This window comes from Microbacterium paludicola (genome assembly GCF_039529675.1).
Classification (GTDB): Bacteria; Actinomycetota; Actinomycetes; order Actinomycetales; family Microbacteriaceae; genus Microbacterium; species Microbacterium paludicola.
In genome coordinates this window covers 86,562-106,321 of sequence record NZ_BAAANG010000035.1, presented here as the reverse complement: position 1 = coordinate 106,321, position 19,760 = coordinate 86,562, and the positions used below count along the sequence as shown (strand labels likewise).

Genomic DNA, 19,760 nt, shown 5'->3' with positions numbered 1-19,760 from the left:
TCGAGATGACGGCTCGCACAGATGCGCGGGTGCGCTGCGCTCGCTCGACGAACGCTGATCAGGCGTCGAAGACCTTGCCCGGGTTGAGGATGCCCTGCGGGTCGAAGACCCGGGCGATGTCGCGCTGCAGCTGCCACTGATCCGGGCCGAGCTCGTCCGCGAGCCAGCGGCGCTTCAGCAGGCCGATGCCGTGCTCGCCCGTGAGCGTGCCGCCCAGCCGGATCGCGGAGCGGAAGAGGTCATCCGCCGCATCCCAGATCTGCTGCGGCACCTCGTCGCCCTGGAAGATGAAGTTCGGGTGCAGGTTGCCGTCCCCCGCGTGCGCGACGGTCGGGATCTCCACGCCGTGCGCCCGCTCGACCCGCGCGATCTCGTCGAACATCGCGGTCATCTGGGAGCGGGGCACCGAGACGTCCTCGATCAGCGCCGTGCCGAGCGTCTCCATCGCCGGATGCATCGCGCGGCGGATCGCGAGCAGCCGCTCGCCCTCCTCGCGGTCGTACGTGATGGTGACGGTGCCGCCCATGTGGCGCAGCACCTCGGCGATGGCGTCGGCCTCGGTGCGCGAGGCGGGCCCATCCGTCTGGATCGTGAGCTGCGAGGCCCCGGGCGTCGGCGCGGGAAGGCCGAGCAGTGCGTGGGCGGCGGCGAGGCTCGTCGCATCCATCAGCTCCATGATCGCGGGCTGGATACCGGCGGCCGTGACCGCGGAGGATCCGGATGCCGCATCCCGCACGGTGGGGAACGTCGCCGCGACGGTGCAGACCTCGCCCGGCACCAGGCGCCGCAGCTTCAGGGCGGCGCCGACGATGACGCCGAGCGTCCCCTCCGAGCCGATCATGAGCGAGGTGAGGTCGAGGCCGGTGACCCCCTTGACGCTGCGGTGTCCCATCCGGATCAGGCGTCCGTCGGCGAGCACGACGTCGACGCCGAGCACCGCATCGCGCACGACGCCGTACTTCGCGCACAGCAGGCCGCCGGCGCCCGTGGCGATGTTGCCGCCGACGGTCGAGATCGCGCGGGATGCCGGATCCGGCGCCCACCAGAGACCGTGCGAGGCGAGCTGGGCGTTGAGGTCGGCGTTCAGGATGCCGGGCTCGACGACCGCGAGCAGGTCATCGGGGGAGACCTCGAGGATGCGCGTCATCCGCCGCACGGACAGGGCGATCTCGCCGCCGCCCGCGTTCGCAGCCCCGGCGAGACCGGTGCCGGCGCCGCGCGTGACGACGGGAGTGCCGGTCGCGCTGGCGATCCGCATCGTCGTCTGCACGTCCTCGACCGTCTCGGCGTGCACGACCGCCAGCGGGGGAGCGGATGCCCGGTGCCCCGACTTGTCGGCGCGGGCGAGTTCGAGGGAGGCCGGGCTCGTGTCGACGAGCTCGCCGAGCTCGGCGCGCAGCCGCTCGAGGACCGACATCGGTCAGGCGACGTTGCGCCGTGCCACCGCGACGCCGACCGCGACGCTGACGACGCCGACGGCGAGACCGATCCACGGCTGGCCGAGGGCCCACCACGCGAGCGTCGCGGACAGGAAGATCAGCAGCTCGACCACGATCCGGATGAACGGGTGCACCGCGAACACGGCCTTCGGCGAGACGAACAGCGCCCACAGCAGGATGGCGAGCGCCGGCGCGCCGAGCCCGGCGACGATGTTCCACGGCAGCGACCAGGCGAGGAACCCCCACAGCGCGAGGCTTCCGACGGCGACGAGCTCGGTCAGGAAGCGCAGCACGTCGAGGGCGGAGATCCGGCGCGTAGCGGTGTCGGGCATGGGTTCCAGTCTACGGCGGCCCCTCCCGGTCGTTGAGCGGAGCGCAGCGGAGTCGAACCCATCGGCCGGGCGTGGTGGGCACAGGTCGCTCCGGCTGCGGGCTCGGGTTCCGTCGGCGCTCGCAGGGAACCCGTCTGGCCGTGTCGCCCGCAGAGCGGACGACGCGGCCAGACACCCTGATGCGCCGGCGGAACCCGATCCCTCCGCCTGCGCGGGCCCGCCGCAGCTTGTCGGCCGGGCGGGGGCGGCACAGGTCGGCTTCGACTCAGTCGCTGGCGCTCCTTCGCTCACCCCGTTTCGACTTCGTTCGCAAGCTCACTTCGCTCAACGACCGGAGGTACTCAACGACCGGAGGGGAGTTCGACCCACTGGTCGTTGAGCGGAGCGCAGCGGAGTCGAAACGGGCTGAGCGACACTTCGACTCGCTTCGCTCGCTCAGTGCGGGTCTCCGCGAGTCGAAGCCACCGGCCGGGCGTGGTGGGCACAGGTCGGCTTCGACTCAGTCGCTGGCGCTCCTTCGCTCACCCCGTTTCGACTTCGTTCGCAAGCTCACTTCGCTCAACGACCGGAAGGGGCTCAACGACCGGAGGTGTTCGACGCCCGGAGGGTGTGCGACGCCCGGATGGGTTCATCGGCTGAGCGGGCGACCGCTGGCCCTCGTCCGGCCGGGGACGGGGCTCTCCCAGCCGGACGAGGAGATCTCAGCGGCTCGCGCCGGGTTCGCCCTCGCCGACGTCCGTCGGGGCGCTGCCCGAGACGACCTCGCGGGCGAGCTGCTCGATCTGCTCGACGTCGGCGCTGATGCCAGCATCGGTGAGGCGACGCTCGAGCACATCCTGCACCTCCGCCTCCCCGAGGCGGTCGGTGCCGAGGTCACCCTGCATCTGCACGACGATTCCCTGCACCTGCTGCGCGATGTTCGTGTCGTTCAGGTCCTGGCGCGTGCCGGACTGCTCGCCGGCGCCGCCCGGGCCGACGGCATCCGGGACGCCCGGGAGGTCGCGATCGGCCGAGTCGTGCTGCGTCGGCGCGTCGTTGACCGCCTGCGGGTCGGCTCCGGGCTCGGCGGCCGCGTTGCCGGCGCCGGGCTCGTAGGCCGCCGCGTCGGTCGGCCCGTCGCCCCCGGTGCTGACGTCGCCCGCGTCGAGGCCGGACGCCGGGCCCACCCCGGCGATGTCGTTCTGGCTGGAGCGCTCGACGTCGGGGTCGGACGACCCCTCGACGCCCACGCTGTCGACGGCGCCCGAGTCGGCGCCCTCGCGGCCCGGAGGCACGCTCGCTCCGTCGTCGGCGCTCGTCGCGCCCCCGGCGCTCGTGCCGCCGCGCGCCGCGTCGATCGGCGACATACCCGCCGTGCTCGACGTCGCGTGCACGGGCTCCTGCTGCTCGATGGTGCCGGCGCTGTGCTCGGCGCGCGCGTCGGCTCCCGGTGCGATCGTCTCGATCCCGGACGCCGTGCCGCCCGTGCCCGTCGGCGTCGCGTCCGTGTCGAGTGAGCTCTCCCCGACAGCACCCGGCGAGCCCAGCTCATCCGGATCCACGGCGGGACGGAAGTCGTCCGCGGGGCGAGGCATGGTGTCGACGTTGTCGCCGTCGTAGATGACGTCGCCCGGCCCCGGCGCGAGACCCGCGCTGCGGTCGGATGACGTGGTGCCGACATCCTCGAGGTCGTCGGAGAGCACGTCGTCCTCGAGCCGGACGGATCCGCCCTCGTCGACCGCGCCGTCCTGGGGGAGGTCCTCGGGGGCGAGGTCGCCCTGGCCGTCCTCGCCGAGCTCGGCGCTGACCGGGTCGGTGCCCTGGGTCTCGGGGTCTTCGTAGTAGCCGCTCATGTCCGCCTCCTGGTCGGGGATCGGTGGTCTTCCTCCATCGTGGGCGGCGCGATCCGGCTCCTGAACGGGGTTGACGTGAGCCGGATCCGGCCCTAGCGAGTCGATCGAATACCTGGCGTCTGACGGGGTGTCAACCCTCTTTCGACGGGCCCTGCGGGCACAGAGACTCGGTATGGAGGTGCTCAGACACCATGGACAACTATCACCAGCTCGAGCTCGTGCCCCTTGGAGAGGGGGCCTGGCGGGTCTGCGATCGCAGCGTTGCGTCGTCGGATGCCGCAAGCGTCATCGCCTACGTGGAGCGGATCCCGATGGACGATTTCCACGAGCTCATGTACGAGGTCGTGTGGGTTCACGGAACCCGCGGAACGACCCGGCACACGTCGATCCAGAGTGTGCTGCTGATGGCGGCCGACCTCGTCGCCGCGACCTCGTCGTCGGGTGCGGCAAAGCCCAAGCCGATCGCGCACTTCCCGCCCGGCGGACGTCAGCGCCCGGTCGCCCGCCTCGCCGGATGACTGGCCCCCGCTCCCTCTGGCACGAGACCTCGCCGCTGATCGAGGTCGACACGACGTTGCCCGCGCGCGCGGATGTCGTCGTCGTCGGAGCCGGCATCGCCGGTCTGTCCACGGCCGCGCTCCTCGCCCGTGCGGGGCGCACGGTCGCCGTGCTCGAGGCGCGGGACGTCGGCGCGGTCGCGACCGGCAACACCACCGCGAAGCTGTCGCTGCTGCAGGGGTCGACGTTCTCGGGCATCCGCTCGCACGCCGGCGACGAGGCACTCGAAGCGTACGTCGCGGCCAACCGGGCCGGCCAGGAGTGGGTGCGCGGCGAGCTCGACGGCGAGGGGATCGACCAGCGCGACGCCTTCACCTACGCCACGACCGAGGAGGGCGACCGCGGCATCGAGCAGGAGCTCGAGGCCCTCGCCGCCGTCGGCCTCGACGTCGACCTGCTCGGCGCGGGGCAGGATCACCGACTTCCGTACCCGGTGACGCGGGCGATCCGGATGCGCGGACAGTGGCAGATCCATCCGATGCGTCTGCTCGCGAAGCTCGCCGCATCGGTTCGCGACCACGGCGGATCCGTCGTGACCGGATGCCGCGTGCTCGGGGCCGACGTCACGGACGACGGTGCGCTGGTCACGACGTCGCGCGGGCCGGTGCTCGCCGACCAGGTGGTCGTGACGAGCGGGTTCCCGGTGATCGACAAGGCGGGGTTCTTCGCGCGGTTGAAGCCCTCGCGCTCGCTCGTCGGGGCATACCGGGTGCCGGGCGAAGTGCCCTCGGGCATGTACCTGTCGCTCGACCCGCAGAGCCGATCGCTGCGGACCGCCGAGGGACTGCTGGTCGTCGGCGGGCCCGCGTGGACGACGGGTCGCGAGCGCGAGACCGACAGGATGCTGCGCGAGCTCGACGCGTGGACGACCGCGGCCTTCCCCGGCGCGACGCGCGAGCTCTGGTGGGCCGCTCAGGACTACCAGACCGTCACGCACGTGCCGTTCTACGGAGCGGTGAGCGACCGCATCTATGCCGCCACGGGCTTCAACAAGTGGGGAATGACGAACGGCGCGGCTGCGGCGCTGACGATCGCGGGCGAGATCCTGGGCACCCCGGTGCCGTGGGACCTGTCGCCGCACGTGAAGCTCCGCGACGGGGCGGAGTTCGTCTCGACCCAGGCGGGCGTGGCGGCGTCGGCGGTGACCGGGATCGTGCGGGCTGTGGCCGGCTCCGGAGCGCTCGCGGAAGGGGAGGGTCGCGTCGCGCGCGACGGCCTCCATCCGGTCGCCGAGTCGCAGGTCGACGGCGTCACCTGCCGCGTCTCGGGCGTCTGCACGCACATGGGCGGCATCCTCGAGTGGAACCGCGCGGAGCGGTCGTGGGACTGCCCCCTGCACGCCTCGCGCTTCGCCCCCGACGGCACGGTGCTCGAGGGCCCCGCGACCGAGCCCCTCGAGAAGCGCTGACCCTCGGCGCCGGCGGCGTCGCCCCTCCCCGGTCGTTGAGCGAAGCGGAGTAAGGCTTCCCCCCAAAGCCGCCCAACCCACCCCTTGTCGCCGCCCGCTCCGAATGCTTACATGCTCGTAAGTAAGTGCCGGATCGCGCGCTGCCGCGCGATGCCCTCAATGGAGAGGAACCGCATGTCCATCCCCCACGTCCGAACGCGACGATCCCGTGCGATCCGCGCTGCCGCGATCGCCGGTGCGCTCGTCGTCGGCGGCCTCGTCGCCACGCCCGCCACCGCCGCCACGGGCTCCGCGCCCGACTTCGGCCCGAATGTCACGATCTTCGGTCCCGACACCCCGCTCGACCAGATCCAGTTCGAGCTCGACGCCCTTCACGCCCAGCAGGTCGACGCCGAGATGAGCGGCGAGCGGCGGGCGGTGTACTTCCTTCCCGGCGCGTACGGCTCGGCGGAGGATCCGCTGCAGGTGAGGGTCGGCTACTACACCGAGATCGCCGGCCTCGGCGCGAACCCCGATGACGTCGCTGTGCACGGCGCGGTCGAGGTCTACAACCGCTGCCTGGAGGGCGGCACGGGCAACTGCCTGGCGCTGGTGAACTTCTGGCGCACCCTGTCGAACCTGCGGATCGACATCGACAAGGCGGGACAGGATGGCTGCCGCCAGAGCGCGAACTTCTGGGCCGTGTCGCAGGCGGTGAGCCTGCGGCGCCTGCACGTGCCGAGCGGCACGCTCTCGCTCATGGACTACTGCACCGCCGGTCCGCAGTACGCGAGCGGCGGGTTCATCGCCGACTCGAAGCTTCCCGCGGTGGTGAACGGCTCGCAGCAGCAGTGGCTGATCCGCAACAGCGAGGTCGGCAGCTGGTCGAACGCGGTGTGGAACCAGGTGTTCTCGGGCGTCGTCGGCGCTCCGGATGACGCGACCTTCCCGGATCCGCCGTACACGACCGTCGACCAGACGCCGCTGTCGCGCGAGAAGCCGTACCTCTTCGTCGACGACGAGGGCGACTACAACGTGCGGGTGCCGGATGCGCAGCGCGACTCGAGCGGCGTCAGCTGGGACGACGGCGAGACGCCCGGGCGCACCATCCCGATCGACGACTTCTTCATCGCCAAGCCCGGCGACAGCGAGGCCACGATCAACGCGGCGCTCGCGCGCGGCGAGCACCTCATCCTGACTCCGGGTGTCTACGACATCGACCGCACCATCAAGGTGAAGCGCGCCGGCACGGTGGTGCTCGGCATGGGCCACGCGACGCTCACTGCGAGCGGCGGCGTGGTGCCGATGGAGGTCAAGGACGCCGCGGGAATCGTGATCGCGGGCGTCACGATCGACGCCGGCACCGAGCTGTCTCCCGTCCTGCTGCGCGTCGGCGACGCGAACGTCGGCAAGAAGCTGGATCCGGCGGATCCGATCACGCTCAGCGACGTCTACTTCCGGGTGGGCGGTCCGCACATCGGCAAGACGACGACCGCGCTGGAGATCAACGCGGACCACGTGCTGATCGATCACACCTGGGTGTGGCGCGGCGACCACGGCGTCGAGGGCTTCACGGAGGGCGTGAACGGCGACACGGATCGCTGGCGCACCAACACCGGGCACAACGGCGTGATCGTGAACGGCGACGACGTCACGGCGACGGGCCTGTTCGTGGAGCACTTCCAGCGGTACAACACGCTGTGGAACGGCGAGCGCGGCCGGGTGATCCTGTACCAGAACGAGCTGCCCTACGACCCGCCCACGCAGGCCGACTGGACCCAGCCCGACGGCACGCTCGGCTATCCGGGCTACACGGTGGCGCCGGATGTCACGACGCACCGTCTCGACGGCGCAGGGGTGTACGTGTTCAACCAGAACAACCCGTCGATCGTCACGGAGAACGGCTTCGTGGTGCCCGAGACGCCGGGTGTGCAGCTGCACCACATCATGACGGTCAACCTGTCGGCCGGCACCGTGCAGCACGTGGTCAACGGCGTCGGCGGTCAGGCCGACATGACGAACACGGGCACGCCGCAGTTCGTCGTGGAGTACCCCTCCGAGTGAGCGGGGATGGTGCCCCGTCCCGCTCGCCTGAGCGGGGCGGGGCGCCGTCACGTGCTCTGACCGCCCTTGCTGGTTGAGCACCTTCGCTGGTTGCGCCCGCGACCCACTTGCTGGTTGAGCGACACTTCGACTCGCTTCGCTCGCTCAGTGCGGGTCTCCGCGAGTCGAAACCCCGAAACCCGCCCCGCGCCCTCACTCGACCGCGGCGTCCCCCTCGACGACGCGCTTCAGGGCCTCGAGCCCCTTCTCGAACTCGGGGCCCATGAACTTTTCGATGGGCATCAGCACGCGCGATACGAGTCCCACGAGGCCGGTGTGCTCGCCGTGCATCTCCCACGTCACGGTCGTCGCGGCGCCGCCCGAGGGAGTGACCGCGAACACGTGACGCGTCTTGTTCTTGAACGGGCGGAAGAACTCGGTGTCGACGTGCACCTGGCACGAGGTCACGTCGGTGATGGTCATCATCCCGGCGCCGGCCTTGGCGTTGCCCGACCACTCGTAGATCGCCCCGTCGCCCTCCGGCGCGCCGCGGTACACGCGCTGCAGCTCGGGATCCGACCCCTCGAACGGCGACCACTTCACCCACTCGGGGAAGCGCTCGATGTACGGGAACACCTGCTCGGGCTGCGCGTCGATCACCACGGAGCGGCTGACGGTGTACGAGGCCACGGATCCTCCAGGCTGAGCTTCGGCGGGCGCGGGCCAGGCTAACACCGGCAATGCCAGTCGTGGACAGGGATCGCCGCTAGCGTCGAGCGCGTGCCACGCTCATCTGCTTCGCGGTTCGCGATGCCCAAAGCCGCTCGAATTACCGGACGATCCTCGAGCATCACAAATTCTTTCGTGAACGGGATAATCCCCGTGATCCCGCCCACTCAGGAGCAGATTGACGAAGCGCTCCGCATCCTGGGCATGGACGAGGCTGTCGTCTGTGCGTACTGCGGTGACACCGCCACCGAGTGGGATCATCTTCGTCCGTTGGTGGTGGGTCAGAAGCCCACCGGGTACATCTCCGAGATTCACAACCTCGTGCCTGCGTGCGGCAAGTGCAACCAGAGCAAAGGCAACAAAGACTGGGAGACGTGGATGCGGGGGCCCGCTCGCCTCTCACCGTCTACTCGTGGCATTCCGGACCTCGAGGAGCGAATCGAACGGTTGGCGCGCTTCGAAGCATGGGAGATCCCGACCAAGGTCGACTTCGAGGCCGTCGCCGGGGACGATCTGTGGAAGAAGCACTGGGACAACCATCGCGCCATTCTCGAACTGATGCGTGAGTCGGAGCAGACCGTGGATCTGATCCGGGAGCGCATCGCCGCAAGTCGCAGTTCGATTCAGCCGCCGCCTCTCACCGGTACGCCGACCGAGCCGGTATGAGATCCGGCTCCGAGGTGCTGCCCGAGCATCGCGCGCTGAGGGCCGTGACTGTCGATACGGTGTGACCATGACGGACGACGCGGTACTCGGTGCGCTGCGCGCATTCGTCGCCGAGCGCGATTGGGCGAAGTTCCACACGCCGGAGAATCTCGCCAAGAGCGTCGCGATCGAGGCCGCAGAACTGCTCGAGTGCTTCCAATGGGGCGAGCCCGCCGATGCCGCGGAGGTGCGCGACGAGTTGGCGGACGTCCTCACCTATTGCCTGCTGCTGGCCGACCGCCTCGGTGTGGATGCGGACGAGATCGTGCTCGAGAAGCTCGAGAAGACGCGTGCGAAGTACCCGGCCGACAAGGCGCGGGGATCGGCGGTGAAGTATGACCGGCTTCCGGATTGAGCGACTGCGGTTCAACGACCGCACTCCGGAGGCGATGAAGCTCGATATCGAGCGAAGGCTGCAGAACTGGCCCGTCGTGTACGTGCTCGACGACGGCCGTGAGGTCTATGTCGGCGAGACGCTCAACGCGGCGAAGCGGATGGAGCAGCACCGGGCGCGCAAGCGGCAGATGACGCAATTGAAGGTCGTTCTCGACGACCGCTTCAACAAGTCGGCCTGCCTCGACCTGGAGTCGCACCTCATCCGGTGGTTCAGTGGCGACGAGAAGTTCCGCGTGATCAACGCGAATGCGGGCCTCGTCGACTACGAGTACTTCGATCGCGCCACGTACCGCGAGACCTTCGACGAGATCTTCGAGCAGCTGCGTGCCGATGGGATGTTCACGCGCGACGTACGCGCGATCGAGAACAGCGACCTGTTCAAGCTGTCGCCGTTCAAGGCGCTGAACGACGCGCAGGCCGCCGCCGTGGAGAACATCCTCGATTCCCTGTTCGAGGATCTCGACAGCGGCAGCCGCAGCACGAGTGTGATCGAGGGCGGACCGGGCACGGGCAAGACGATCGTCGCGATCTATCTGCTGAAGCTGCTCGAGGACATCAGGTCGCTCGATCCCGCAGATCTCTATGAAGCGGACGAGCGCTTCTCGGAGTTCTTCGTCGGCGAGAAGCGGGCTCTGCTGGATGGGCGGCGGCTCGGCTTCGTCATCCCGCAGCAGTCGCTGCGGAAGTCGGTTCAACGGGTGTTCCGGCGCATCCCGGGGCTCAAGCGCGTCAAGGTGCTCACCCCGTTCGAGGTGGGTGAGAGCGCGGATCGCTTCGACGTGCTGATCGTCGACGAGGCGCACCGGCTCGCACAGCGGGCGGCCCTGCCTGCCGCGGTGCTGAACATCCGACGCAGGGAGATCACCGAGCGGCTGTTCGGGGCGGATCGGCTCGACATCACGCAGCTGGACTGGATCCGCGCGCAGAGCGACCACCAGATCTTCCTGCTCGACACCGATCAGAGCGTTCGGCCGGCGGATCTCCCGCGAGAGGTCCAGGCGGCACTCGTCGCCGAGGCGAAGGGCGCCGGCCGTCACCACATCCTGTGGTCGCAGATGCGCGTCGCGGGCGGGAATGACTACGTCGCCTGGGTCAAGCGGGTGCTCGCCGGTGAGACCGTCGCACGACCGGACTTCGGCGACTACGAGCTGCGCCTGTACGACGACCTCGGTGAGATGTACGACGACATCCGCGACCGAGAGGCGCAGTTCGGTCTCGCTCGCCTCGTCGCCGGCTACGCCTGGCCGTGGCGCTCGAAGGCGGATCCGACGGCGTTCGACATCGAGCTGGACGGACAGCAGCTGCGCTGGAACGGCACCTCGACCGACTGGATCAACTCGGCGAACTCCTTCGGCGAGGTCGGATCGATCCACACTGTTCAGGGGTATGACCTCAACTACGCGGGCGTGATCATCGGAAACGACCTCCGCTACGACGCGTCGCTGGGACGCACGGTCTTCGATCGCTCGAACTACCACGACGCCGCGGGCAAGCGGAACAATCCCGTTCTCGGCCTCACGTACAGCGACGAGGATCTCCTCGCGTACGTCCGCAACATCTACAGCGTCCTCATGACGCGCGGAATGCGCGGGACGTTCCTCTATGTCTGTGACCCGGCGTTGAGAGAGCGCCTGCGTCCGCACTTCGCCTGAGCCCGCCGAGAGCGACGCTCTGGTCTCCGAAGGCTCGTGCGGTGGGGGAGCGCTCTCCCCACCTCCCCGCTCCGGGTTAACACCTGCCCAACCGCTGTTCACCCACTCGTCGCACGGAATCCAGCCCGGCGTCACCCGCGCTCGTCAAGGTCGAGGGGTGGGGAGAGCGCTCCCCCTCGAGATCGAGGGGACGCTCATCCCGCACCCCACCCCCACCAGAGCGAAGGATCACCGAGCCGTGCACAAGTACGCCCGAACCGCTGTCGCCGTGAGCGCCGCGGCCACCCTGACCCTCCTCGCCGGCTGCTCGGCGGGCGCCCCGACCGAGGCCGCCGCCGAGAGCAGCGAGCCGCTGATCGTCTACACCAACTCCAACGCCGACGGCCGCGCCGAGTGGCTGACCGCGCAGGCCGCCGAGGCGGGCTTCGAGATCCAGATCGTCGGCCAGGGCGGCGGCGACACCACCGAGAAGCTCATCGCCGAGGCAGGCAACCCCGTCGCCGACGTCGTGTTCGGCCTGAACAACATGTACTTCTCGCAGCTGATCGCCGCCGACACGATCGAGCCCTACACCCCGTCGTGGTCGGGCGAGGTCGACGCCGCGCTCGGCGACCCGTCGGGCGAGGGCTACTACTGGCCCCTCGTGCAGCAGGGAATCGTGCTCGCCTACAACACCGCGGCCTACCCGACGCCCGAGGACGCCCCGCAGGACTGGACCGACCTGTGGACCGACCCGGCCTTCCAGGGCCGCTACGAGAGCGTCCCCGACCTCGGCGGTGCCACCTCGCAGCTTGTGTTCGCCGGCATCCTGACCCGCTACCTCGATGAGTCGGGCGACCTCGGCGTCTCCGACGAGGGCTGGGAGCAGGTCGCCGCCTACTTCGAGCACGGCAACCCCGCCGTCCCCGACACCGACCTGTACGCCCGCATGGCCGAGGGCGAGGTCGACATGGGCCAGATGTGGACCTCTGGCCTTCCCTCGCGCGAGGAGGAGTACGGCATCGACAGCGAGGTCGTCCGCCCCGAGGTCGGCGTCCCCTACGCCGTCGAGCAGGTCGCGATCGTCAAGGGCACCGACCAGACCGAGCAGGCGCAGGAGTTCATCGACTGGTTCGGCAGCGCCGAGACCCAGGCCGCGTGGTCGGCCGAGTTCGACTCGATGCCGGTCAACGAGGGCGCGATCGCTGAGGCCGACCCCGAGATCGTCGAGTTCCACGAGAACCTTCCCCGCCAGGAGATCGACTGGGACGTCGTCGCCGAGAACCTGCCCGCCTGGGTCGAGAAGATCGAGCTCGAGTACATCCCGTGATCCGATTCGAGAACGTCGAGGTCACCTACGGCGACTTCACCGCGATCCCGGATCTCGACCTCGAGGTGGCCGAGGGGGAGTTCTTCACCCTCCTCGGCCCCTCGGGGTGCGGCAAGACCACCGCGCTGCGCGCCCTCGCCGGGTTCGTCGAGCCCACGCGGGGCGAGATCTACGTGCAGGATCGCGCCGTCACCCGCCTCCCCAGCGACAAGCGCCAGGTGGGGATGGTGTTCCAGAACTACGCCCTGTTCCCCTCGATGGACGTCGCCGAGAACATCGCCTTCGGCCTGCGCGTGAACCGGGTTCCGCGCCGCCGCCGCGACGAGCTCGTCGCCCAGGTCGCGCGCCGTGTCGAGCTCAGCGACGAGCAGCTCACCCGCACGCTTGATCAGCTCTCCGGCGGACAGCAGCAGCGCGTCGCCATCGCGCGCGCCCTCGTGATGCAGCCGAAGATCCTGCTGCTCGACGAGCCCCTCTCCAACCTCGACGCCAAGCTGCGCCAGCAGCTGCGCGGCGAGCTGAAGGCGCTGCAGGCCGAGTTCGGCATCACCACCCTCTACGTCACGCACGACCAGGACGAGGCGCTGTCGATGTCCGACCGGATCGCCGTCTTCAACGCCGGCAGGATCGAGCAGGTCGGCACCCCGCAGGAGATCTACGAGAACTCGGCCACCGAGTTCGTCTGCACGTTCGTCGGCGCCGCCTCCAAGCTCACGTCCGCGCTCGTCGAGCGGCTCGGCCTGCCCGCCGCCGCGTCGTCGTACCTGCGCGTGGAGCGGCCGCGCATCCTGCGCCCGGGCGCATCCGCCGGGGGAGTGACAGTGTCCGGCGAGGTGGCCGGCACCCGCTACCACGGCACGCACACGAGCTGCACGGTGCTCGCCGACGGCGCCCGCGTGCAGGTGCTCGTGCGGCCCGACGAAGGCCCGGCGCCCGTCGCCGGATCGCGCGTCGACCTCGCGATCGACCCGGCACACGTTCTGCAGTACGACGAGACCGGACGCCGCGTGGCCGCGCGCGTCGCCGAGGCGGTCGCGTGAGCCGCGCCGCCTCCGCGCGGCGGATGCTGCGCTCGCCGTTCACCGTCATCACGCTGCTGGTGTCGGGATGGGCGATCGTCGCGTTCCTCGTGTGGCCCAACGCCAACCTGCTGATCGAGACGTTCTTCCCCGACGGCGCGTTCTCGGGAAGCGCGATCGAGCGGCTGCTGAGCTCGGAGCGCGCCCTGCGCTCGCTCGGCAACAGCGTGCTCCTCGCCTTCGCCCTCGCCATCAGCACCAATGTGGTCGGCGTGTTCATCGTGCTCGTCACGCGGTACTTCCGGATCGCCGGATCGCGGATCCTGTGGCTCGGCTACGCGACAACGCTGATCTACGGCGGCATCGTGCTCGCCGCCGGATACCGCTTCGTCTACGGCGACGACGGCATCATCACCTCGCTGCTCGTCGGCTGGTTCCCCGACATGGACCCGCAGTGGTTCCAGGGCTTCCCCGCCGTGCTCATGGTGATGACCCTCGCCACCACGACCAACCACCTGCTGTTCCTGTCGCCCGCGATCGCGAAGCTCGACTTCCAGATGATCGAGGCGGCGCGCAATCTCGGCGCCGGTGACGGCACCATCCTGTGGCGCATCGTGCTGCCCGCGCTGCGGCCGATGCTGTTCGCCGTCACGATCCTGTCGTTCCTCACGGGCCTCGGCGCCCTGTCGGCGCCGCAGGTCCTCGGCGGGCGCGACTTCCAGACCATCGCCCCGATGATCCTGAGCTTCGCCACCTCGGCCACGTCGCGTGACATCGCGGCGCTGCTGGCGGTGATCCTGGGTCTCGTCACGATCGCGATGCTGGCGATCCTGACCCGCATCGAGCGCGGCGGCACCTACTTCTCGCTGTCGAAGATCTCCACGCCGCTGCAGCGGCAGCGCATCCGAAACCCGATCGTCAACATGCTCGTGCACGCCGTGGCGTACGTGCTGTTCGCCGTGTACCTGCTGCCGGTGCTGCTGATCGTGCTGTACTCGTTCGCCGACTCGGCCGCGATCCAGACCGGCACCCTCGCCCTGGATCGCCTGTCGCTCGACAACTACGTGCGCGTGCTGAGCCAGGGATCAGCGCTCCGACCGTTCCTCGTATCCGTCGTCTACAGCGCGCTCGCCGCGGCCATCGCGGTGCTCGCCATGCTCGTGCTCACCCGCATCATCGTGCGGCACCGCAACGCGATCACCACGGCGCTGGAGTACCTGCTTCACATCCCGTGGATCCTTCCCGCCGCCATGCTCGCGCTGGGCCTGATCATGAGCTACGACCATCCGAACCCGCTCGTCGGCGGCGCGGTGCTTACGGGCACCGCGGTGATCCTGCTGATCGCGTTCGTCATCGCGAAGATCCCGTTCACGCTGCGCCTGATGAAGGCCGCGTATCTGGGCGTCAACACCGCGCTCGAGGAGGCCGCCGCGCTGCTCGGCGCCGGCACGTTCACGATCTACCGGCGCATCATCGTGCCCGTCGTGCTGCCGACCGCCGCGGCCGTGTTCGCGCTGAACTTCAACTCGCTGCTCGACGACTACGACACCGCCGTGTTCCTCGCGCACCCGCTGTACCAGCCGCTCGGTCTCGTGATCCAGGCCGCGGCCGCCGGATCCGTCGACATCGACGCGCGCGCGAACACCTTCGTCTACACCGTGCTGCTCATGATCATCACGGGTGTGACGATGTGGCTCGTCTACGGGCGGGCGACGCGGAAGGATCGGCGGCGGCGGGTCCGCCGGGCGGGCGCCGCATCCGCCGTGGCACCGACGCCGGTCGAGGCGGGCGTGACGTCGGAGGTCGTCCGGTGACGCGGGTGCTGGGCCGCCCCGAGCACGCGCACGTCAACCGGCGGTTCGCCGCGCGGCTCGACGAGGTCGGCGCGCTTATCGTCGTGCACCGCGGCGTCGCCGCCGGATCCGTCGCCGAGAACACGATCGAGGCGGTGCGGGCCGCGCTGCGCTCGGGGGGCGACATCGTCGAGGTCGACGCCGTCGCCTCGAGCGACGGGGTGTTCTTCGCCTTCCACGACGGGATGGAGCCCATCCTGCTCGGCGTGCCCGACAACCTCGCGACCCTGCCGGCCGCGCGGATCCGGGAGCTCCGTCACCTTCGGATCGCCGGATCCGCGCGTGCCGGCCGGGTGCCCGAGCTCGGCGACGTGCTCGCGGCGCTGCCCGACGACGCGCTGATCAACCTCGACCGCTCGTGGCCGCGGTGGCGCACGCTGCTTCCCTGGCTCGACGAGCAGGGCGTGACCGACCGGGTGCTGCTCAAGTGCTGGGCGGCCGACGAGGCGAGCCTTGCCCTGCTGCGCGCGCATCCGGAGCCGTACCCGTTCATGCCGATCTGCCGCACCCTCGCGGAGGCCGAGCGGATCCTCGACGACCAGGCGCTGAACACCATCGGGCTCGAGCTGATCGCGACCGAGCCCGACGGGCCGTTCCTCGACGCCGACGTGATCGCGGGGCTGCGCGACCGCGGCGTGTTCACGATGGTCAACGCCGAGGTGCTGACCTCCGGCCCGCCGCTGTTCGCGGGCCTGGACGACGAGCGCTCGCTGTTCGACGACCCGGATGACGGATGGGGCGCCATCCTTGATCTCGGGATCGACGCGATCCAGACCGACTGGCCGTGGCTGCTTCACGCCTATCGAGCACGAAGGGCGGTGCGGGTGTGAGCGACGAGGCCGGTGCGCGTCCGAACGGGGAGCCCGCCGCGCCCCCGCGCGGACCGACCATGGAGGACGTCGCCGCGGCGGCCGGGGTCTCGCGCTCGTCGGTGTCGCGCGTGTTCCTCGGCCAGGGGAAGGTGTCGGATGCGACCCGCGCCCGCGTCTTCGCGATCGCGGAGCAGCTCGGGTACGTGCCGAACATCATGGCGTCCGAGCTCGCCTCGCGCGGGTCCTCCGTCGTCGGTCTGCTGCTGCGCGACGCCGCCAACCCGGCATACGGCCTGCTGTTCACCAAGCTGCAGGAGGCCGCACACGAGGCCGGCATCACGCTGATCTCGATGACGATCAGCAGCGACCCGCGCGGAAGCCGGCAGATCGACAGCCTGAACCGCCTCATGGGGATGCGGGTCGCGGGCCTGATCGTCGCCACCGGCGGCGTGACGAGCTCGCAGCTCGAGCCGTTCCGCGACCGCATCCCGATCATCCGCGCCGGTCGTCCGGAGGAGAGCGGACGCATCCACGCCGTGTCGTACGACGAGCGGATCTCGGCACGCGCGCTCGCCGCGCACGTCGCCGACCAGGGGCACCGCTCGGTCGCGGTGATCGTGACCCAGGAGCACGCGTCGTACCCCGAGTACATCCGCGCGACGGGAATGGCCGCCGAGCTCGCCGCGCGGGGCGTGAGCATCGTGCCCGTGCCCGCCGTGGAGTTCACCGACGGCGCCGACGAGGCGGTCGACCTCGTGCGTCGCCGCGAGGTCACGGCGGTGATGTGCCCGTCCGATCTGCGCGCGCTTCACCTGCTTCGCCGGCTCGACGCCGCCGGGCTGTCCGCGCCGGGCGACGTCTCGGTCAGCGGATGCGACGGCATCCTGCCCGGCATCGACCTGCTGGGCCTCACGAGCTACCGCATCGGCGTCGAGCGCCTCGCCGAGCGGACCATCGCCAACATCGCCGCGCTCATCGGCGACGAGCCGCCGCAGGGGATCGTCCGGGAGCTCATCCCCGGGCGCCTGCTGTCCGGCGCCACCGTCGCGCCACCTCTTGAACAGGAGCCTCGATGACCCTCCGGATCGCGGAGCATCCGCTGCCCGACCACTTCCTCGTGCACATCTCGGACACTCACTTCGTGATGCCCGGCGAGCGGCTGGGCGGCGTCGCCGACGCGAGCGCCCACCTGAGGGAGCTGCTCGCCACCGTCGCCGACACCGGCATCCGTCCCGAGGCGCTCGTGTTCACCGGCGACCTCGCCGACGCGGGCGAGGCCGAGGCATACGCCGAGCTGCGCTCCGTCGTCGAGGAGGCGGCCGCGCGGATGGGCGCCCGGATCATCTGGGTCATGGGCAACCACGACGACCGCGCCACGATGCGGCGCACGCTGCTCGACGCCGAGCCGACGACCGAGCCCTACGACCGCGTCGAGTGGCTCGGCGGACTGCGGATCGTTGTGCTCGACTCGACCGTGCCCGGTCACGCGCACGGCGAGCTGGAGCCGGCGCAGCTGGAGTGGCTGCGGGGAGTGCTCGCCGAGCCGGCGCCCGAGGGGACGCTGCTGGCGCTCCACCATCCGCCGATCCCGTGCCTGCAGGACCTCGCCGTCACGGTGGAGCTCCACGACCAGCCCGCGCTCGCCCAGGTGCTGCGCGGCAGCGACGTGCGCGCGATCCTGGGCGGCCATTTCCACTACAACACGACCGCGACCTTCGAGGGCATCCCCGTCTCGGTCGCCTCGTCGACCTGCTACACCCAGGACCTGCTGACGCCGGGTCGCGGGACGCGCGGGCGCGACGCGGCGCAGACGGTGAACTTCGTTCACGTGTACGAGCGCACCGTGATGCACTCCGTCGTCCCGGCCGCCGGCGCGGCGACCGTCGGCCGCTTCGTCGACGCCGCCGGGACGGTCGAGCGGCTGCGGCAGGAGGGGATCGTCATCCCCGCGTCGGCCAACGCCGGTGCACCCGAGTGGGCGCGCACGTCGGTGCCGGCGGACTGACGCCGGGGCCGTGGGCTGATGTCGGGGGCGGGCGCAGCGTTCATCCGGTCGTCTCCCGTCGTTCAGCGGCGCGGAGGATCCTGGATCCGTCGGCTCCGGTGAGAGGAACGAGCATGACTGACGTGGCGGAACCTCAGGGCGAAGCCCGGAAGGTCCCGAGCGAGCGCACGCGCCGCACGGATCGCGACAAGATCGCCATCGGTCGGCAGCCGCAGCGCGAGGGCGGCGTCTGCCCCACGTGCTTCAGTGTGCTGTCGCTGACCGGGGTGTGCTCGTACTGCGGCTGAGCGGCAGCTCGCCCGACGCCGGAGGGCGTCGATGGGACAGGGCGGTGTGCGCCCAGGCGGGAGGTGGGAGGATTGGAGAATGACCACTGTGACGCCCGAGCGATCCGTCGACCACGCCAAGGAGGGTCGGGCTGTCACCTTCGCCTCGATCGAGGAGGCGTTCGTCCGCTACGGGACGCCCGTCGGCAACCTCGAGCTGCTGCGGCGCATCGCCGCCGACGCGGGGCCCTCGGCCTTCGTCGGCTTCCGCACGTACTTCAAGATCGAGCGCGTCGCCGGCGGTCCCGCCCTCGAGGTGCACGACGGCTACACCACCGGCTTCCGGTCCGAGGCGGATGCGCAGCGCCTCGCGGGAGACCGTCCGCGCTGGCCCAGCCGCCGGTTCCGCGGCGCGTGGGGAATCACCCACTACGAGACGCGGGAGCGTCCGCTCGCCGACCGCGCCAAGCGTCCCTCGGCGCCGCGCAGCAGTTCGACGCCCCGCGCCACCTCGCACCGCAGCACCGCGAGCGAGCCCCGCGAGGGCAAGGTCTGCATGTCGTGCTTCCAGGTGATGCCGCTGACCGGGGTCTGCCCGAACTGCTGAGTCCGCTGTAGCGGCGCGTGTGCGGGGCGGCTTCGGCTCGCTGGCGCTCGCTCAGCCCGTTTCGACTCCGCTTCGCTCCGCTCAACGACCCGTTGCGGTCGAGGACCGGGGGCGGTCGGCGACCGGTCGCGATCCTGTCAACCCGGGTGTGATCCATCCGGGCTCTTGCGAGGATCGGTGCTCCGACGACTGAAGGAGCAGAGATGACCGACCTCCGCATCGCCGTGATCCTCGGCAGCACTCGCCCCGGCCGCAACGGCAAGGCCGTCGCCGACTGGGTGATGGAGCAGGCCCAGGGCCGCCCCTCCACATACGAGCTGATCGACCTCGCCGACCACCCGCTGCCGCTGCTGGACGAGCCGATCCCGCCGTCCCAGGGGCAGTACAAGAACGAGCACACGAAGAAGTGGGCCGCCACGATCGCGCCGTTCGACGGCTACGTGTTCGTGACCCCCGAGTACAACCACTCGACATCCGGCGCACTGAAGAACGCCATCGACTACGCCTACGCCGAGTGGAACGACAAGGCCGCGGCCTACGTCGGCTACGGATCCCTCGGCGGCGCCCGCGCGGTGGAGCACCTGCGCGCCATCGCGGCCGAGCTGCAGATCGCGGACGTGCGGCAGCAGCTCAACTTCCTGCTCGCGACCGACTTCGTGGACTTCACGGAGTTCACGCCCGGCGACCACCACGCGCCGCTCGCGCAGGACATGTTCGCGCAGCTCGAGCGGTGGGCCGGGGCGCTCAAGACGCTGCGCTGAGTCGTCCCCAGCCCCCTGGATCGCCTGGGTTGTTCCGCGTGAGCGCCGGGGGAGC

19 protein-coding genes are annotated in these 19,760 nt (G+C 70.3%); 15 read left to right on the top strand and 4 right to left on the bottom strand.

Annotated features, from left to right (window positions below; genetic code table 11):
- Positions 1-58 precede the first annotated feature (58 nt).
- The 3 genes from ABD161_RS13870 to ABD161_RS13860 form a co-directional block, all read right to left on the bottom strand.
- Positions 59-1,417 (bottom strand): FAD-binding oxidoreductase, encoded by a 1,359-nt coding sequence (locus ABD161_RS13870; RefSeq protein WP_344004150.1) that lies wholly within the window; start codon positions 1,415-1,417, stop codon positions 59-61.
- A 3-nt stretch (positions 1,418-1,420) separates the two neighbouring features.
- Positions 1,421-1,771, bottom strand: a complete 351-nt coding sequence (locus ABD161_RS13865; RefSeq protein WP_344004147.1) for a YrdB family protein — start codon at positions 1,769-1,771, stop codon at positions 1,421-1,423.
- 701 nt (positions 1,772-2,472) lie between these two features.
- The gene (locus ABD161_RS13860; protein ID WP_344004144.1) at positions 2,473-3,603 is read right to left on the bottom strand and encodes a hypothetical protein; all 1,131 of its coding nucleotides are present in this window, start codon (positions 3,601-3,603) and stop codon (positions 2,473-2,475) included.
- A gap of 191 nt (positions 3,604-3,794) precedes the next feature.
- On the opposite strand from ABD161_RS13860, the gene ABD161_RS13855 reads away from it, so the two are divergent.
- From ABD161_RS13855 to ABD161_RS13845, 3 genes are all read left to right on the top strand, one after another.
- Entirely contained in the window at positions 3,795-4,121 is a 327-nt protein-coding gene (locus tag ABD161_RS13855) for a hypothetical protein (RefSeq protein ID WP_344004141.1), read from the top strand.
- Positions 4,118-5,569, top strand: a complete 1,452-nt coding sequence (locus ABD161_RS13850) for an FAD-dependent oxidoreductase (RefSeq protein WP_344004138.1) — start codon at positions 4,118-4,120, stop codon at positions 5,567-5,569. Before ABD161_RS13855 ends, ABD161_RS13850 begins: the two co-directional genes overlap by 4 nt.
- A gap of 174 nt (positions 5,570-5,743) precedes the next feature.
- Entirely contained in the window at positions 5,744-7,612 is a 1,869-nt protein-coding gene (locus tag ABD161_RS13845) for an adenylyl cyclase (protein ID WP_344004135.1), read from the top strand.
- Between the two features lie 192 nt (positions 7,613-7,804).
- Here the strand turns inward: ABD161_RS13845 and ABD161_RS13840 are convergent, their stop codons facing one another.
- Complete coding sequence (locus ABD161_RS13840) at positions 7,805-8,281, bottom strand: SRPBCC family protein (protein WP_344004132.1); 477 nt, start codon at positions 8,279-8,281, stop codon at positions 7,805-7,807.
- 192 nt (positions 8,282-8,473) lie between these two features.
- On the opposite strand from ABD161_RS13840, the gene ABD161_RS13835 reads away from it, so the two are divergent.
- The 12 genes from ABD161_RS13835 (at position 8,474) to ABD161_RS13780 (ending at position 19,705) form a co-directional block, all read left to right on the top strand.
- On the top strand, positions 8,474-8,986 hold the full coding sequence (locus ABD161_RS13835) for an HNH endonuclease (RefSeq protein WP_344004129.1): 513 nt from the start codon (positions 8,474-8,476) through the stop codon (positions 8,984-8,986).
- A gap of 67 nt (positions 8,987-9,053) precedes the next feature.
- On the top strand, positions 9,054-9,380 hold the full coding sequence (locus ABD161_RS13830; RefSeq protein ID WP_344004126.1) for a nucleotide pyrophosphohydrolase: 327 nt from the start codon (positions 9,054-9,056) through the stop codon (positions 9,378-9,380).
- Positions 9,361-11,073 carry a DNA/RNA helicase domain-containing protein gene (locus ABD161_RS13825; RefSeq protein WP_344004123.1) on the top strand — a complete coding sequence of 571 codons (1,713 nt, stop codon included), beginning with the start codon at positions 9,361-9,363 and terminating at the stop codon, positions 11,071-11,073. Before ABD161_RS13830 ends, ABD161_RS13825 begins: the two co-directional genes overlap by 20 nt.
- 238 nt (positions 11,074-11,311) lie before the next feature.
- On the top strand, positions 11,312-12,382 hold the full coding sequence (locus ABD161_RS13820; RefSeq protein WP_344004120.1) for an extracellular solute-binding protein: 1,071 nt from the start codon (positions 11,312-11,314) through the stop codon (positions 12,380-12,382).
- Entirely contained in the window at positions 12,379-13,422 is a 1,044-nt protein-coding gene (locus ABD161_RS13815) for an ABC transporter ATP-binding protein (RefSeq protein WP_344004117.1), read from the top strand. The genes ABD161_RS13820 and ABD161_RS13815 overlap by 4 nt, the downstream gene beginning before the upstream one ends.
- Positions 13,419-15,215 (top strand): ABC transporter permease, encoded by a 1,797-nt coding sequence (locus ABD161_RS13810; protein ID WP_344004115.1) that lies wholly within the window; start codon positions 13,419-13,421, stop codon positions 15,213-15,215. Before ABD161_RS13815 ends, ABD161_RS13810 begins: the two co-directional genes overlap by 4 nt.
- Positions 15,212-16,084 carry a glycerophosphodiester phosphodiesterase family protein gene (locus ABD161_RS13805; protein ID WP_344004112.1) on the top strand — a complete coding sequence of 291 codons (873 nt, stop codon included), beginning with the start codon at positions 15,212-15,214 and terminating at the stop codon, positions 16,082-16,084. Before ABD161_RS13810 ends, ABD161_RS13805 begins: the two co-directional genes overlap by 4 nt.
- Positions 16,081-17,142: a LacI family DNA-binding transcriptional regulator gene (locus ABD161_RS13800; RefSeq protein ID WP_344004109.1), complete on the top strand. Its 1,062-nt coding sequence runs from the start codon at positions 16,081-16,083 to the stop codon at positions 17,140-17,142. Before ABD161_RS13805 ends, ABD161_RS13800 begins: the two co-directional genes overlap by 4 nt.
- Entirely contained in the window at positions 17,139-18,071 is a 933-nt protein-coding gene (locus ABD161_RS13795) for a phosphodiesterase (RefSeq protein WP_344004106.1), read from the top strand. The genes ABD161_RS13800 and ABD161_RS13795 overlap by 4 nt, the downstream gene beginning before the upstream one ends.
- 113 nt (positions 18,072-18,184) lie before the next feature.
- Positions 18,185-18,358, top strand: coding sequence for a hypothetical protein (locus ABD161_RS13790; protein WP_344004101.1), 174 nt, complete (start codon positions 18,185-18,187; stop codon positions 18,356-18,358).
- Between the two features lie 79 nt (positions 18,359-18,437).
- Entirely contained in the window at positions 18,438-18,944 is a 507-nt protein-coding gene (locus tag ABD161_RS13785; protein WP_135115453.1) for a hypothetical protein, read from the top strand.
- A 203-nt stretch (positions 18,945-19,147) separates the two neighbouring features.
- On the top strand, positions 19,148-19,705 hold the full coding sequence (locus ABD161_RS13780) for an NADPH-dependent FMN reductase (RefSeq protein WP_344004096.1): 558 nt from the start codon (positions 19,148-19,150) through the stop codon (positions 19,703-19,705).
- Positions 19,706-19,760 lie beyond the last annotated feature (55 nt).